We start from the raw sequence: 16,195 nt of genomic DNA on the forward strand, positions 1-16,195 counted from the left end.
TTGTGAATCATTAATATCCAATTATCCATAAGCTCATACAGGGTTCGACTGTCTAGGCTGCGTTGTTATCTTTATACCTTACATTTTTGACGTTATAACAAAATAAGTAATTCATATATATGGTTATGGGGTACTTACCAGGAAGGAGGATTTAGGTTGAAAGATATAACGGTGATTCTTATTCATTATACCGGTCAGTCAGCTTTGCTAAAAGCACTTATCTCGTTAAAAAATGTTAGTTCCAGGCTAAAATCTATTATTGTTTTACATAAAATAAATACTTCGGTTATATATAATTTTAATAATGGAGACTGGTCGGGGCGAATACAGTATATTGCAATTAAAGATGGTAACCTGGGAAAAACATTAAGTAATATGATCCATACGATTGAAACTAATTATGTTATGTTTCTATATAAAAATGATTACATTCCGTCAGTGGCACCAGTCAAGGCTTTTAATCTTCCCCCTTCCAAAGCAGTGTTGGGAACCTTCTATCATAATCGGAACGTTGTTATCAATTTTCCTTTGGTTGTACGTACTTCACTGCTTAGGGAGAAACAATTTTTGTCTACCTTTCATCTGCCATTCGAGGAAGCACTTTTTCCTTCATGGCTTTCAACAGTGGAAAACAATCTCAAATCTTTTAAAAAAGGTCTTGTACGGCAAACAATGAAAAACAGTTCCACCGACATATTTGAAAAGCAAAGGTTGATGCAAAAATATCAGCTGGAAAAGACCAATACAACGAATCCAAGCCTTTCTATTTTAATCTCTGTTTATAATATGGAGACATATGTGGAAACTGCCGTTGTCTCATGTCTTTTGCAAAATGAACAGCCGGATCAGTTACTGGTTATCGACGATGGGTCAACAGATCGCTCCCATCAGTTCCTTCAACAGTGGAATGATGGTCAAAAGGTAATGGTTTTTAATAAAAAGAATGGAGGAAAGGCAAGGGCATTAAATGAATTACTGCCACTTGTTTCGTCTGATTTTATCTTAGAACTGGATGCTGATGATTGGCTTGACCCTGATGCTGTATCCGTTATTAAGAAACGAATAGCAGGACTCCCTGACGATGTTTCCGTTTTGTATGGCAATCTTAGAAAGTGGAAGCAATTAACCGGAGACGTAATCTATAAGGGGGTTGCTAAAGGGACTGCCATAAAGGGGAGAACAAATCTGCTCGCTTACCGTTTTCCGCTGGGGCCAAGAGTATATCGGACGTCTTCATTAAGAAATATAGGGGGATTTCCGGTTATAGCATTTGAAAATGGAAGACTTTATGAAGACGTCAGTGTATTGGACCGCTTATTAAAGCAATCCCGACTGCACTATCAGGATTTTACGGTATATAATGTGCGGGAGCATAAAGAAAGCATTACTAAAAATAACCTTCAAAGCTGGAAAAAGTTTCTGAAAGGACTTAAGGAACGTTAACAGTAAAAGGATATTCAAATTCAGACTTCTCTTTCTGATTACGTAATTCCCTCCTTTTCCAGAAGCGCTGATACTTTATTTACATCAACAACCATGTTTTTCATGACTTCATGAGCTTTAGATCCTGGGTTAGCATTTCTGCATTTTACAAAATAATAGTCCAGATCTAAATACTGACCGATTTTCATGAATTCGTCTGATGTTGACGTAAAAAGCTGTATGATTTTTGTTCCAGGCCGACAGAACATAATGTTTGCAAGTCCCGCACCATTCGGACTGATAATAACCTTGGCTGAAGAAAAAATCTTAATTTGTTCCTGTACAGACAATGAACCCAAAACAATTTTTTTAAATCCTTTTTCTGATAATAGTTTCATGAGCTTCGGTTCATTAGCAACTTTTCTCCATGAGGCATCTTCCCGGCTGATGTAAATTCGTTCAAAGCCATTTGAATGTTTATGGGATGTTGTTTTGAGAAAAGAATCCCGCAGAAAGTCAATTGTCCATTTTACACACGTTCCTGCATTAAATGGGACGGATGGAAGGATTAAACGATCAGCTTTCAGGTGCATCCCTGGGCTAAGCTGCAAAATTTTATTCTTAGGGATACCGAGCATGTTAACCGTTTCCCACTGGAATGGTAACGTCATCGGTGGCAGGACATATTTATCAATGTGGTGTTCGCTGAGCTGGAGTAAATGATAGCGTCCCAATGTATCATGCAGCCAATGCCAGTAATTTGAGTGTCCGGCCCATGCTAACACACCCAGGTTTCCTTGAAATTGTGTAGAAGCGGGGACTTTATTGACAGCGTTCTTTTTAAAATAAGGCAGAAATAGGTGAAAGACCATATCATGAAGACACTTGTATTCAGGTGTTAAAGCATATACCATTCCTTCTCTTTTGTTGTACATCCAAATACTTCCATTTTCTATCACGGACACGTGGGATTTAGGGAATTTATGTTTCACCCCAAATTGCGGCGGTATGACCCAATCAACCCATTCCGGCGGATCTCCTTTTGGACGGGTAAAGGTTACCTCCTCATTTTTATAGAATTCCTCATAAACATCGTGCATATCTTTTTCTTGATTAGTATTGTCTATCCAATCTTTTGAATGAATATATAAATCTGAATCTGCCATAACGGATCTCCTTTCCAATTTTGGTCCCTGCCTATGCCCTGTTTTCGCACGTATTTCAGCGTACTCCATAATATGTAAAAGAATCTCCAATAGTGTTAAAAATTACTGGACAATACCAGTTGGTCTGTTCGGAAAGGAGGGTTACGACATGATTAACGTACTGGTAACCGGTGCAGGTGGCTTCATTGGTAAAAATCTTATTGAAAGACTTCATAGACAAAAAGATATCATCGTCAATCAATATCATCATAGAGATGACCTGTCTAAGCTGCATCAGCATTTAAGTAATGCGGATATCGTCTATCATCTTGCCGGGGTGAACAGACCTGCGCATAACGAGGAATTTGTCAGCGTTAATAGAGGACTTACTGAATCCATTGTCAACTATTTAAGCGCCCACCATAAGACGCCAAAAATAGTTTTTTCATCGTCCACGCAAGCTGCGTCGGATACACCCTATGGTTTCAGTAAAAAGACCGCTGAAGAAATTCTGAAAAAGTATAGTATGAATACCGGTGCAGATGTAACGATTTATCGGCTGCCGGGTGTCTTTGGCAAGTGGTGCAGGCCGCATTATAATTCGGTGGTTGCCACGTTTTGCCATGAAATTGCTCATGGCGGGACTATAGAGGTCCATGATGCTGAAAAAATGCTTGAGCTTGTATATATTGATGATGTAGTAAACAGTTTTACCGAGTGCCTGTATCAGGAAAAGATAGAAGCGACGTTTTATTATCATATCCAACCAAATTTTCATATAACGGTGGGGGAACTGGCTCAAGTACTTTACCAAATAAAGGATGTGCGAAACTCGCTGATTATACCTGACCTGTCTGATAAGTTAACGAAATATTTGTATACAACCTATTTATCTTATTTAGATGATAATAACTTGTCATATAAATTGCCTGCACACAAAGACGAGAGGGGGAGATTGGTCGAATTAATCAAATCCCGTCAGGCTGGTCAAGTGTTTATGTCAACATCACGAAAAGGTGTCATAAGAGGAAATCATTATCACCATACAAAGGTGGAGAAATTTTGTGTTATCAAAGGTGCAGCAAACATTAAATTACGGAAAATCAATTCTGGTGAAGTGATAACGTATACTGTCACAGACCAAAACATTGAGGTAGTGGATATTCCCCCTGGTTATACTCATTCGATTGAAAATGTAACGGATGATGAAATAATGGTTTTATTTTGGGCCAATGAACTTTTCAATCCGGATAACCCGGACACCTTTCATATGAAAGTCCAACGGGATAAAACGGATGAACAGAAAGGATGACGCTTATGTCAACAAAGACGAAATATACTTTTCAGGAGGACGATATTTGTCTGGTTGCCTATCCCAAGTCAGGAAACAACTTCTTACTGTTTCTTGTTGCCATGTTGCTTTATCAAACAAAAATGGATTGGTCTACAAAAGGGAAGATGGTTCAAAACGTATCAAGCGAACCAATAGAAAACCTGCCATCCCCTCATCTTGTATGGAGTCATAACAGCTATGATCCAAACTATCCCAAAGTTATTTACCTGGTAAGAGATCCCAGAGATATTGTCATTTCATATTATCATCATTTTCAGCGGTATCATGGCAAAATGCGTAATTTTGATAAGTTCTTCCATGCCTTTATGGGGGGATCCATTGGACCGGGGATGTGGGATAGGAATATAGCAAGCTGGCTTGATAACCGGGAAAAGATTAAAAACGGGTTTTTGCTTATAAAGTATGAAGACCTTCTCGAAAATACGGCTAAGGAAGCACACAGAATAGCAAATTTTTTAAATGTAGACAGAACAGAAAAAGAAATTAATGAAGCGGTAGATTGGGCCTCTTTCGATAATATGAAAGCTCTGGAAAAGAAACAAAACACCCACGTTAGTGGAAATTCACCTTTAGCTGATCCGAACATAGCTTTTGTCAGAGAAGGCCAGGCAAATAAATGGAAATCGGTTTTGAGTCAGGAACAGCAGCAGCAAATAAATCAAAAGTTTCACAAGACATTAACAAGATTAGGATACGACATTTCAACGTAACAAATAAAGCAAGCACCTTCTTCTATATGGAAGGTGCTTTTTAATTTCAGAAAGGAGTGATTTACCGATGCATAAATTATTGCTGATAGCAGCGGATACATCTCATTTTACAAATAATAATTATGATGTTTTGGAAAGGGAATTAGCAAAAGTGACGACCCTGATGGTTTACCGTAAATCCGGCCATATCAAAAAAATTTTGCGAAAGATCCCCGAAAGACCGGATTTCATATTAATACTGAATGATGTCGGGAAGAAGTTTGCTCCTATTGTTACCGGCTTATCCGACATAAGCATACCTGCAGGGCTGGCAGTAAATGATGCCCACCGATTTGTGAATCAGCGCAGAAGATATATAACAAGTAATCAGATCAGGATATTTTTTGTTATTTGTCAGCATAATTTTTACCATTATTACCCCAGCCAAAAACATGACCAGGTGTTCTTTCTTCCCCAATTTGCCAATGTCTCTGTATTTAAAGATTATGATGCTGAAAAAGTGTTCGACCTGATGATGTTAGGAGAAACATCAATGCCAAATATATACCCTTTGCGACAGAAGATTTTACAGCACTATCAAGGAGATAACCGATTTGTCACTAGTCCTCATCCGGGCTGGAGAGAATTTACAACGGAACAGGCAAAGAAGGCATTAATTGGGGAAAATTATGCCAGATCCATTAATCAGGCAAAACTATTTTTTGCATGCGGATCTGTTCGTCAAGTGGTTACGTTTAAATATTTTGAAGTCCCGGCGAGCGGCACATTGCTAATGGCACCAGCTTTACCGGAACTTAAGGAAATTGGTCTGATCCCAGGAAAACATTTTGTGGATATAAATGGGGAAAATTTTTCGGAAAAAGCTGATTACTATTTGAAAAATGAAACAGAACGGAAAAGGATGACCGAAGAAGGCTGCCGTTTCATTCATGATTACCATTCAACTGCTCATCGGGCAAAGCAGTTAGTCCGGCAGATTGAAAGCATTTTATAATAGGATGAGCGTTTGCATAGTAAGATTAGAAGAATGGATCAAACCCCTTATTACGTGTAATGTAATAAGGGGTTCTTAGTGCCTTTGATATTCAGCTGCTCAGTTTAAAAAAGTGCCGATGTGAGGAAGTTTGCTTCTATGAGAATTTGTTCAATTTCGTCTAATCGCATCAATTCATCATTTGATTGATATCGGCTGAAAGTGACGTTTGGTAATTTCCCGTACTGTTTTTCTAATTCATCTGAATAATTGGGAGGCAAAATAATATGGTAATTCTCGTCATATTTATAAGTGTTACGGGATTCGGCATCGGAAATCAATACTTCATGAAGTTTTTCGCCTGGACGAATGCCAATTTCTTTCATAGCAATATCTTCTGCAGCAAAATGTCTTTTCATGACTTTAATTAAATCGACAATGCGGCATGCTTTCATTTTCATGACAAAAATTTCACCGCCAATTGCCTTTTCGGATGCATATAACAATAAATCAATTGCTTGGGAAACTGTCAGAAAAAAGCGTGTCATTTCTTTAGATGTAAGGGGAACAGTTTGATGGGCTGTGATTTTTTCTTTAAAAAAAGGAATGACACTGCCATTCGTTCCAATAACATTGCCGCCGCGGATACAAACAAATCGTGTGCGACTGCTTAATTGATTCGCCTGAATGATCAGTTTTTCACCGATTGCTTTTGTAAGGCCGTAAAAATTGATTGGTTCAACAGCTTTATCTGTTGATACATCAATTACTTTTTTAACATTTTGCAGTAAGCTTGCTTTGATAATATTTTCCGTACCGTAGACATTGGTCTTTAATGCTTCCGAGGGTTGATCTTCACATATCGGGACATGTTTTAGTGCGGAAAGATGGAATATATAGTCAACATTTTGTGCAGCTTCGTTCACAGCTTCAAAATCTCTGACATCACCAATCATATATTTTAAATAAGGGTTATCTTGAAACTTCCTTTTCATGTTTACTTGAGCATATTCATTACGTGAAAATATCCTTATTTCTTTTGGATGGGCTGCTAGAAGTTTTTTTACCAGCTCATACCCCCAAGAACCTGTTCCTCCTGTAATCAGTATCGTTGTATTTTTAAACACATTTAAACAACTCCTTCCAGCGGTAGTAACTATTCCTTTTTAAGCAAAAACAGTTTTGATATCTGTTCGTTTCAGGGGAAGGCATTTCCCTGAAGTGTCGCTTTTCTCTGTTCGACAACCAACCTGATAGGTATACCATAATATATGAAGTAAATAATAGATTGAAAATGATAATCGTTTAAAAAAGGCAAAAAAGGCGTTGGCAATGCATCCAGTTGAACATAAAAAAGAATGAATCCTATATCAGACGTACATATCAAAATACCCCGGACTTAGAGCCGGGGTATCAGCATTCAGATTAACGTATCTGGTTATGCTGCATCGGGAAAACGAACAAAATTAATAGCATCTACAGATACATACAATTTATTGTTCTCCCCATAACCACTATTGACTTCAACCACGAGGACCAAATCAGGGGTAACAGTCGAAAGAATACCGTCTATCAAATTATCATCCGTTGCTACCTCAACCAGTGATCCTACACGAGTGGACAGTTCAGCTGCAAACGTCTCTTGGAACATAAAATCCCTCCTTTATAACTCACTGACTAGTTCAATTTTTTCAATACGGACAAGTACTTGAGTTCCGTCAGCTTGAACCAATACGATATAATTCTCTCTTACAGCAATCAATGTTCCTGTTACTGGACCAAAAGGGGTTGTAACTTCCACTTGCTCATTAACTAAATCCAGTAACACTTCTCTAAGGGTTGTAGGTGTGTCAGGCGGTGTGGAAGGTGTATCTGTATCTCCACCAAAATCAACATCCAGATTAAATCCTGCATCCACATCTACTCCAGGAAAATCAATTGAAGCATTACTATTTAGGGAGGTATTGTCATCGCCGGTATTGGTTCCATTGATTAAATTTCGCGACATTTGGTTAGCTAATCGCAAAAGATTTCTCTGGCGGTTTGTAAGGTTTGCCAATATTATTCATTCCTTTCCTATGGTTTTTATAGGGCCCCTACTTAAACAACTTAATAGAAGGCCCAACCGGATATTTACTATTTCCGTGTTTTCTCTCACTACATCAAAGAATTTCTAGACTAACGACGATCGCAACTAGAACCTGGAATAACAATTGGATATTAATTGCTATATCCGTATCAGTTGTAGTGATTTCAATATCTCTGGATTGCTCTACAATTGTTTTTTGGCGCCCGCCTTGTCTGGTCTTGATCATTTGACCAAGTTCCTGTGAAATATCATTTGATTGAGAGTCCCCAATTGCGATGTTTAGCACTGCCGCGATTGCTGCCTGAATACCAAGCTGTAAAGAAATTGCCACCTGCGTATCAGTAGTGGTTACATTGATATTCTCGGAATCTTTAATGATAATCCATTCATCCGATACTTGTTGATTTGATACGGACTGTTCCGCTCCTTGATTCACAGTTGCGTCATTTTGGCTGTTATTACTTTCATTGCAATGATCAAGGGCACGCCACTTATTATTTGTTGTCATATAACTCACTATTTCTTCCAACTCCTTCCTTTTAAATTATAAAACATCGACCATAACGACCAACGCCAACAGTAATTGCAGGAGAAGCTGAATATTAATAACAAGGTCTGTATCTGTAGTAGTTACGGTTGCGTCTTTTGTGTTATAGATGAAGATTTTTTGTTTGTTGACTTGGTCGGCATTAAAATGCTGCATGAGTTCCTGTGATACAGAGTTACTCCTGTTTGAGTCTCCAATTGCAATGTTAAGGACCAATGTGATTGCCAACTGCAAACTGGCTTGAAGGGAAAGTGCTGCCTGCGTGTCCGTTGAATCGACCGTTATATTACAGGACTCCTTCACCCAAATCATTTCAGCTGACTCCTGGTCCATAAAAGAGTATTGATCTCCTTCTTGCGTAACGGTTGCATCGGCATCATCGAAATAACGGTCAAATTCGTTATCTGATCTATATTTGTCATTACACTTGTTACATTCTGTGCTGCATTGCTCTTCTTCACAATGGTTACAACATTGGTGATGATCTGATTTTTTCCGGCCTTTATAGTAAAAGTATTTACTTTTCCTGCCGGTTGAATGAGATTTATTAGACGACATATTAACACTCCTTTCTTTGGTTAATAACAATCTATGGATTTTCCTACTAAAAGACTGTACACATTAACCAAAATCTCATTTTTTTTCAAAATTAAAGAAAACACCTATCAATAGGTGTTTTCATTAATAGAGTTTTATTCACTTGATTTGTTCGTGTTTTTTTCCCCTTTATTAAACTGATCAACCTGCTGCCTTAAGTCCTCAACCATTTCTTTTAGCATTTGTTTCTGTTCATTTGATAAACTTTCTTTTACCTTTTCTGGTTTAACATTATTCCTTTTAAATATATCGTCAATCATTAATTTGATAACCTTGTCAGGGAATGCTTGATTTTTGGATGAATCGCCCCCCATATTGATTTCACCTGCCTTATTTAAAGTTAGTATATACTATGGTTTGCAGTATCAATTGACTGTATTGTTGTCTATCTTCCTCAATTGAATTACACAGAGGAAACAATAAATATACCTTTTCCGACAAGTATACTTTCTTCTACATTAAAATAGCATGATCATCCACGGGGATAACCATGCTATGTTGCTGCTGGATTAAAAAGTGAAATCAACCTGCGTATCTTCCTGCTCTTCATAACCTTTCATGTATTTGATTCTGCGCTGGGCTGCTCCTTTAGTTACCTGTTCGTCAGCGTGATAGGATGAACGGACAAGCGGACCTGCCTCACAATGGCTGAAGCCTTTTTTTAGAGCAATTTCTTTTAGTTCTTCAAATTCGTCCGGGTGATAATAACGTTCAACGTTCAAATGTTTCTTGGTTGGCTGCAGGTACTGGCCGATCGTCATAATGTTTACGTCGTGTGCCAGCAGGTCATCCATTGCCTGGATAATTTCGTCCTTTTCCTCGCCAAGTCCAACCATGATACTTGATTTTGTCGGCGTTTTCGGTGCGATTTCTTTGACACGCTGCAGCAATGTCAGAGAGCGGTCATACATTGCCCGGGCACGCACACGCTTGGTCAGACGGCGGACGGTTTCAATATTATGGTTAAAAATATCCGGTTTACTGTCCATCAGTGTGTGCAGACTGTCGTAGTCTCCCTTCATGTCCGACGGCAAAATTTCAATTGTACATCCAGGATTCTGGGCGCGTACAGCACGGACTGTATTGGCGAATACCTGGGCACCGCCATCATCCAGATCATCCCGGGCCACTGATGTGATGACGACATGCTTGAGCCCCATTATGCCGACTGAGTCCGCCACCCGTTTTGGCTCACCCCAGTCGAGTTCATTCGGCATTCCGGTTTTAATGGCACAGAAGCGGCATCCACGCGTACACGTATCACCGAGAATCATGAATGTTGCGGTTTTGCGCTCGCTCCAGCATTCATGGATATTCGGACAGCGAGCTTCTTCACAAACGGTGTTCAATCGATTTTCGCGCATCAATTTTTTTAAACTGCGGTATGATTTATTTGTATTGATTCGTGTTTTCAGCCATTCCGGTTTACGTAAGTATTTTTCCTGTTTTGCCACACTTACACGCTCCTTGTTGGTTGTTTGGTTGAATAGTTTGTTTGGGCCAGCTCCATTACCTCATCCCATTGACTTTTCGATAGTGTAATTGGCTCAAGCTGGAGGTCCAATCCATCTCTGAATCCTTCATAAAATGCCTGCTTAACTGTTTCGTATGTGTGCCGTTGTGCAGTCAGTTGATTAATGGCAGTTGCTTTTTGTGCAAATGCCTGACGTTTTCTCGCTTTAACTTTCTCATTTGGAAAAACAAATAAGTCAAATAGCATGGCTTCATCAATGGATAGTGGTATGGCCCCGTGCTGCAACAGAACTCCCCGCTTTCGTGTCTGCGCATTGCCTGATAGTTTTTTGCCGTCTGCAACCATTTCATAAAAAGCGGGGCGTTCAAAGCAAATGGCGCTTCTATCTCCCGACAGGTCCTCGGCATAATTTGCATCAATCCCAAGGTTTTTGAACCCCCGGATAATGCCTTTTGACAAAAGATAGTATGCTTTTTGGATGGATGACGGGATCTCGGGATTCTTTTCAGAGATGACAATGCTGTATGTCAGTTCATCATCATGCAATACTGCACTACCACCAGTCAACCGACGTACATACTGACATTGTTGTTTGTGCAGATTGTGAAAATCAATTTCGGATTCTTTCTGAAAATGTCCCAGTGATAAACTTGGATTTTTCCAGCCGTAAAACCTTAGTACTGGTGGGATTTTCCCATCGCTGTGCCAGTTCAATAATGTTTCATCCAATGCCATATTCACGGAAGCATCATGAATTCCGCTGTCCAAAAATCCCCATTTTTGATGCATAATGTTACCTCCTTCGCTGATAACGTAAGAAACTTCCGGATAAATTTAAAGACTGCAACCAGTGGGCTGCAGTCAGGTTAAATATATGTAAAATGACTGCACTTTCCCACGCTGGTATTATCCGGTTCGGGTTCAAGGGTCGGAATAAATGTATTCCTCTCAGCCAGTCAGCTCCCCTAGTGCTAAAAAATGGTATTTAATTATTACTCATTATCTTAACGGGAAACTTTCACAATGTAAAGGTTCCAACGAATCATATTTTGAGGCAGGTGCGCAGCCCGGGGACCCCATTCGACCCCATTCGGAGGGGCTAATGCGATTGAATCACGATTCCGGAGTGGGTACCCGCTATTTTGCGTGCGCTATCCACGATTCGCAGAAATTATTTCGAAAAAGAGGTTGGGACAAATCGGAAAGTGAAAATTAAAAGTCGAACGATTCTAGCGGCTGAGCCTATCACGTTAATTCGTCTCTTCTTTTGATAAAACCCTTTTTGTCCCAGCTTCATTTTTAATTAGATGCTTTCCTGTATCAACTTTTGAACATTTTTCGTCTCATTCTGATGCAAAAAGTTCACGATAGTACTTCCTATAATAACCCCATCACATGCGTCGGCAAGGTTGTGTGCCTGTGAACTGGTCGAGACGCCAAATCCGGCCAGTACCGGTTTATCAGTGTACTGTTTCAGCTTTTGCAGATAGCCTTTTACCTTATTGTCATGTGCTCTTCTGGCCCCGGTTGTACCAGTGACAGAAACGGCATAAAGAAAACCCTCTGTCCGCTCGGCAATTTTTTGCAGGCGGTCATCTGGTGACGTCATCGCAGCAAGCCGGATACAGGAAATGTTATTTTGGTGTAAATCATCTGTGATTATTCCTTCCTCTTCCAGTGGAAGGTCAGGAACGATGACTCCGTTCACTCCGGCATCGGCACAATCTTTGGCGAATTTTTCAGTGCCATATTTAAAGACCGGATTCAGGTAGGTCATTAAAATAACCGGTACTGTCCGTGTGTCAGCAAAGCTTTTTAACGTTTCCAGAACAGTGGTAAGGGTCGTGCCATTTTTCAGGGACCGCTGACCGGCATCCTGAATGGTCGGTCCGTCAGCAACGGGGTCTGAAAAGGGAATCCCCAGTTCCACGGCCGCAGCGCCACTCTGCTGTAAAAATTCCAGCTGCTCCTCCAATTGATCAAGTGGTTTGTCACCGGCCATGATATATGGGACAATCACCTTCTTGTTGTTTTCGAGTTTTTCCGCTAGTGCTTGGTCCAATTTCAAATTACTCATTAACCTCACCTCCAAGTACGTCTTTTACTGATTCAACGTCTTTATCACCACGGCCTGATAAGCAAATAACCAATGACTCGTCTTTGTTCATGTTTTTTACTTGTTTCAATGCGTATGCAACGGCATGCGCGCTTTCTAAAGCAGGTATAATCCCTTCTGTTTGCGATAATAGTTTGAATGCGTACAGTGCTTCATCATCTGTGATTGATGTGTAGGTTACCCGGTTCGAATCATGAAGATGGCTGTGTTCAGGTCCAATTCCCGGGTAATCAAGTCCTGCTGAAATCGAGTGCGCCTCTTCAATTTGACCATCTTTATCCTGAAGCAGATGAGTCATCGTACCGTGCAAAACGCCAACATTTCCGGCAGTGATGGTAGCGGCGTGTTTGTTTGATTCAATACCGCTTCCGCCTGCTTCAACCCCATAAAGGCGGACCTGTTCATCCTCAATAAACGGATAAAACATTCCCATTGCATTGCTGCCGCCGCCAACACAAGCTATGACAGCATCAGGCAGCTGGCCGTTGAGTTCCTGAAATTGTCGTTTTGTTTCCTGACCGATAACTGACTGAAAATCGCGAACCATTTTAGGAAACGGGTGCGGCCCGACGACAGATCCGATAATATAATGGGTATCTTCCACGTGTGAGACCCAGTAGCGAAGTGCTTCATTTACCGCATCTTTCAAGGTTCCGCTTCCCTGTGAGACACTTTCTACTTTTGCGCCAAGCAATTCCATCCGGAACACATTGAGTTTTTGTCTGCGGATATCTTCTTCCCCCATGAAAACAACACATTCCAGACCAAGCAGGGCGCATACGGTGGCTGTAGCAACACCGTGCTGACCGGCACCGGTTTCTGCAACGACTTTCTTTTTGCCCATGCGGAGCGTTAACAATGCCTGGCCGATGGTGTTATTGATTTTGTGTGCACCGGTATGGTTAAGATCCTCGCGTTTCAGATAAATAGACGGACCGCCCAGCTGTTTCGATAAATTTTCAGCATGGTAAAGAGGCGTTTCCCGTCCGACATACTGTTTTAAATAGTAGTCCAGTTCTGATGTGAAAGCAGGATCATTTTTTGCAGATTCATAGGCTTCCTCCAATTCATAAATTGCGGGCATCAGCAGTTCCGGAACAAATTTGCCGCCAAAGCTGCCATACCTACCTGTTGGATCAGGCATTGTATAAGTTGTCATTGTTCATCATCCTCTCATTGTTTATCAGTCACTTCGTAAAGTTTATCAGTCAGTTTTGCTGGTTTATCGGTCACTTCGTAAAGTTTATCAGTCGGTTTCGTTCGTTTATCAGTCACTTCGCAAGATTTATCAGTCACTTTGCAAATCTATCAGCAACTTCAGGGATTCTATCAGGATTTCGCTTTTGCCTCGTGGACAAAACGGACAATTTTGTCGGCATCTTTTTGTCCGTCCGTTTCCACACCGCTGGAAACGTCGACACCGGCCGGATGGACTGCCGCAATTGCTTCCTGCACATTGTCAGGATTGAGTCCGCCTGCCAAAATAATCTTGTTCAGATCAACCCCGCCGCCAGATAGTAAATTCCAATCAAACGTTGTACCATTTCCGCCGCGGTTCGGTCCGCGCGGGCTGTCAATCAACAGAAACTCACTCGGAAATGATGCGGCTGCTGCTGATGCAAATTCATTGGTCATCGGGTTTGCCTTAATAACCGGATAGGAAAGACTGCCGGCAAATTCCGGCGTTTCATCCCCATGCAGCTGAATCAGATCAAGGTCGGCAATTTCAGCAGTCCGCTCAATTGCCTCTTTTGTTTCGTTCACAAAAACACCGACTTTCCGGACTGATGAGGAGAGGCTGATACCAATTTCAGCCGCCTGTTCCGGTGTGACCTGCCGTTTGCTTGGGGCGAAAACAAATCCGATAAAATCAGCACCAGCATCCGCTGCCGAGTGTGCTGCCTCCTTTGTTTGAATGCCACAAATTTTAACGAGCATTTGCAGCGTCCCCTTTCGATAACGGGATTTGCAACGCTTGGAATTGTTCGGTTAAATCTTCTGCCTGCATCAATGTTTCACCAACCAAAATTCCATGTGCACCACTATTTCGGACGTGAAGTACATCGCTTCTTGTTTTTATGCCGCTCTCGCTGATCAGCACTGTTTCCGGGTTAGTTACCATGGATGCAAGCCGTCCGAAAGTGTCCAAACTTACATTAAATGTTTTCAGGTCCCGGTTGTTAATGCCAATGATTGCTGCATCGAGCGTAACTGCCTGTTTCATTTCGTCTTCATTGTGCACTTCGCAAAGCACTTCCAGACCCTGTTCAGTTGCATACTGGTGCAGTTCCTTCAGTTTTTCCGGCGTGAGGGCTGCAACAATTAACAGGATAATTGAAGCACCCGCAGCTTTGGCTTGATCAATCTGCACGGTATCGATAAAAAAATCTTTGCAAAGGATTGGCAGGTCAGTCGCTTCCCGGACATTCCGCACATCATCCATCGATCCTTTGAAAAATGTTTTGTCGGTCAGAACGGAAATTGCTCCTGCTCCACATGCTTCATACTTTTTTGCTTGTTCGGCCGGGTTCACTTCCAAATTGATCGATCCTTTGGAAGGGGAAGCTCGTTTAATTTCAGCGATGATGTTCATCGTTTCCGTGCTACGAAATGAATCAGCAATACGCACAACAGATTTTTGATGTGCAGGTGCCGCTTTATTCGTTTCCAGTTTCAGCGTCCGTACTTCTTTTTCTTTTTCAGCGATGATTTTATCCAAGATGGTCATCCTAGATTGCCTCCTTTGCAACGGCTGAACTGTATTTGATCAGGTATTCCAGTTTTTCAAGTGCTGCACCGCTTTCGATACTTTCTCTTGCCAATTCAATGCCATCATAAATGGTGGATGCTTTTCCGTTTGCAAAAATGCCAAGTCCCGCATTAAGCAGCACCGTATCATAGTAGGCTCCTCGTTTACCCTCCAAAACACTGCGTAAAATCGCTGCATTTTCCTTGGCGGAGTCGCCGCGAATATCCGCATTCGCATATACCGGCAGGCGGACATCGGCCGGATGCAAAGTAAATGATGTGATTTCACCATTATTCAGCAGCGTAATATGGTTCTCGCCTGAAAGAGAGGCTTCATCCATATTGCCTGCACCATGTACAACGACGGCTCGCTTTCTTCCCATTTGGTTCAGTGCTTCCGCAAGCATTGGCAGCATATCACGGCGATACACACCAAGCATCTGTGAATCCAGGTTGACCGGGTTTGTCAGCGGACCAATCAGATTAAAGCTGGTTGGTATACCAAGCTCTTTTCGGACTTTGGAAATCCGCTTCATGCCGGGGTGAACATGTGGAGCGAATAAAAAGGCAATATTATTTTCCTGCAACACTTTTTCGACGTGATCTTTCGAAAAGGATAGGGAAATGCCCAGTTCTTCCAGGACGTCAGCACTCCCGGTTTTACTGGAGATACTCCGATTCCCGTGCTTGGCAATTTTAATTCCTGCACCGGCAATCACAAATGCAGCAGTCGTGCTGATATTAAAACTGTTTGAGTAATCGCCCCCGGTGCCGCAATTATCCATAACATCCGTCAGTGTACTGGTTGTCGCACTGGATTGAGCGCGGATAACCGCTGCAAGTCCCGCAGCCTCGTCGGAAGTTTCTCCTTTTGCGCGTAACGCGGTTAAAAAGGATGCAAGTTCACTGTTACTTGTTTCCGGTGAAAAACACATCGTTGCAGCGTCCTTCATTTCCTCTATCGTCAGATCCTGTTGATTCAGTAATTTTTCAAGATATTGTTTCATGGTAATTCCCCTT

18 protein-coding genes and 1 riboswitch are annotated in these 16,195 nt (G+C 41.3%); of the genes, 4 read left to right on the plus strand and 14 right to left on the minus strand.

Annotated elements, in window-relative coordinates:
- Positions 1 to 156: 156 nt before the first annotated feature.
- A complete protein-coding gene (locus ABD010_RS10850; protein WP_343812906.1) occupies positions 157 to 1,443 on the plus strand; it encodes a glycosyltransferase family 2 protein in 1,287 nt (428 codons plus the stop codon).
- A gap of 38 nt (positions 1,444 to 1,481) precedes the next feature.
- Here the strand turns inward: ABD010_RS10850 and ABD010_RS10855 are convergent, their stop codons facing one another.
- Entirely contained in the window at positions 1,482 to 2,588 is a 1,107-nt protein-coding gene (locus tag ABD010_RS10855; protein ID WP_343812907.1) for a glycosyltransferase family 61 protein, read from the minus strand.
- Between the two features lie 148 nt (positions 2,589 to 2,736).
- On the opposite strand from ABD010_RS10855, the gene ABD010_RS10860 reads away from it, so the two are divergent.
- The 3 genes from ABD010_RS10860 to ABD010_RS10870 all read left to right on the plus strand — a co-directional run bounded on the left by ABD010_RS10860 (position 2,737) and on the right by ABD010_RS10870 (position 5,625).
- Entirely contained in the window at positions 2,737 to 3,879 is a 1,143-nt protein-coding gene (locus tag ABD010_RS10860) for a polysaccharide biosynthesis C-terminal domain-containing protein (RefSeq protein ID WP_343812909.1), read from the plus strand.
- A gap of 5 nt (positions 3,880 to 3,884) precedes the next feature.
- Complete coding sequence (locus tag ABD010_RS10865; RefSeq protein ID WP_343812910.1) at positions 3,885 to 4,631, plus strand: sulfotransferase domain-containing protein; 747 nt, start codon at positions 3,885 to 3,887, stop codon at positions 4,629 to 4,631.
- A gap of 67 nt (positions 4,632 to 4,698) precedes the next feature.
- Positions 4,699 to 5,625: a glycosyltransferase family protein gene (locus ABD010_RS10870; RefSeq protein WP_343812911.1), complete on the plus strand. Its 927-nt coding sequence runs from the start codon at positions 4,699 to 4,701 to the stop codon at positions 5,623 to 5,625.
- Positions 5,626 to 5,729: 104 nt separating this feature from the next.
- Here ABD010_RS10870 and ABD010_RS10875 read toward each other — a convergent pair whose 3' ends face one another.
- The 13 genes from ABD010_RS10875 to trpD all read right to left on the minus strand — a co-directional run bounded on the left by ABD010_RS10875 (position 5,730) and on the right by trpD (position 16,182).
- Positions 5,730 to 6,731 (minus strand): polysaccharide biosynthesis protein, encoded by a 1,002-nt coding sequence (locus ABD010_RS10875; RefSeq protein ID WP_343812913.1) that lies wholly within the window; start codon positions 6,729 to 6,731, stop codon positions 5,730 to 5,732.
- Between the two features lie 311 nt (positions 6,732 to 7,042).
- The gene (locus tag ABD010_RS10880; RefSeq protein WP_343812915.1) at positions 7,043 to 7,255 is read right to left on the minus strand and encodes a hypothetical protein; all 213 of its coding nucleotides are present in this window, start codon (positions 7,253 to 7,255) and stop codon (positions 7,043 to 7,045) included.
- A gap of 12 nt (positions 7,256 to 7,267) precedes the next feature.
- Positions 7,268 to 7,663 (minus strand): DUF2642 domain-containing protein, encoded by a 396-nt coding sequence (locus ABD010_RS10885; protein WP_343812917.1) that lies wholly within the window; start codon positions 7,661 to 7,663, stop codon positions 7,268 to 7,270.
- 103 nt (positions 7,664 to 7,766) lie between these two features.
- Entirely contained in the window at positions 7,767 to 8,201 is a 435-nt protein-coding gene (locus ABD010_RS10890; protein ID WP_343813045.1) for a spore coat protein, read from the minus strand.
- Positions 8,202 to 8,237: 36 nt separating this feature from the next.
- Positions 8,238 to 8,798, minus strand: a complete 561-nt coding sequence (locus ABD010_RS10895) for a spore coat protein (protein ID WP_343812919.1) — start codon at positions 8,796 to 8,798, stop codon at positions 8,238 to 8,240.
- Between the two features lie 134 nt (positions 8,799 to 8,932).
- Complete coding sequence (locus tag ABD010_RS10900) at positions 8,933 to 9,151, minus strand: spore coat protein (protein WP_343812921.1); 219 nt, start codon at positions 9,149 to 9,151, stop codon at positions 8,933 to 8,935.
- A 195-nt stretch (positions 9,152 to 9,346) separates the two neighbouring features.
- On the minus strand, positions 9,347 to 10,291 hold the full coding sequence (gene lipA, locus ABD010_RS10905; RefSeq protein WP_343812923.1) for a lipoyl synthase: 945 nt from the start codon (positions 10,289 to 10,291) through the stop codon (positions 9,347 to 9,349).
- Between the two features lie 2 nt (positions 10,292 to 10,293).
- The gene (locus ABD010_RS10910; protein ID WP_343812925.1) at positions 10,294 to 11,100 is read right to left on the minus strand and encodes a lipoate--protein ligase family protein; all 807 of its coding nucleotides are present in this window, start codon (positions 11,098 to 11,100) and stop codon (positions 10,294 to 10,296) included.
- Positions 11,101 to 11,186: 86 nt separating this feature from the next.
- Positions 11,187 to 11,288, minus strand: a riboswitch (TPP riboswitch).
- 326 nt (positions 11,289 to 11,614) lie between these two features.
- A complete protein-coding gene (gene trpA / locus ABD010_RS10915; RefSeq protein WP_343812927.1) occupies positions 11,615 to 12,388 on the minus strand; it encodes a tryptophan synthase subunit alpha in 774 nt (257 codons plus the stop codon).
- Entirely contained in the window at positions 12,381 to 13,586 is a 1,206-nt protein-coding gene (gene trpB, locus ABD010_RS10920) for a tryptophan synthase subunit beta (RefSeq protein ID WP_343812928.1), read from the minus strand. Before trpB ends, trpA begins: the two co-directional genes overlap by 8 nt.
- Before the next feature lie 170 nt (positions 13,587 to 13,756).
- Entirely contained in the window at positions 13,757 to 14,365 is a 609-nt protein-coding gene (locus ABD010_RS10925; protein ID WP_343812929.1) for a phosphoribosylanthranilate isomerase, read from the minus strand.
- Complete coding sequence (trpC, locus tag ABD010_RS10930; protein ID WP_343812931.1) at positions 14,355 to 15,155, minus strand: indole-3-glycerol phosphate synthase TrpC; 801 nt, start codon at positions 15,153 to 15,155, stop codon at positions 14,355 to 14,357. The genes ABD010_RS10925 and trpC overlap by 11 nt, the downstream gene beginning before the upstream one ends.
- Before the next feature lies 1 nt (position 15,156).
- A complete protein-coding gene (trpD, locus tag ABD010_RS10935) occupies positions 15,157 to 16,182 on the minus strand; it encodes an anthranilate phosphoribosyltransferase (protein ID WP_343812933.1) in 1,026 nt (341 codons plus the stop codon).
- Positions 16,183 to 16,195 lie beyond the last annotated feature (13 nt).

This window comes from Virgibacillus siamensis (genome assembly GCF_039522605.1).
GTDB classification, from domain to species: domain Bacteria; phylum Bacillota; class Bacilli; order Bacillales; family Amphibacillaceae; genus Lentibacillus; species Lentibacillus siamensis.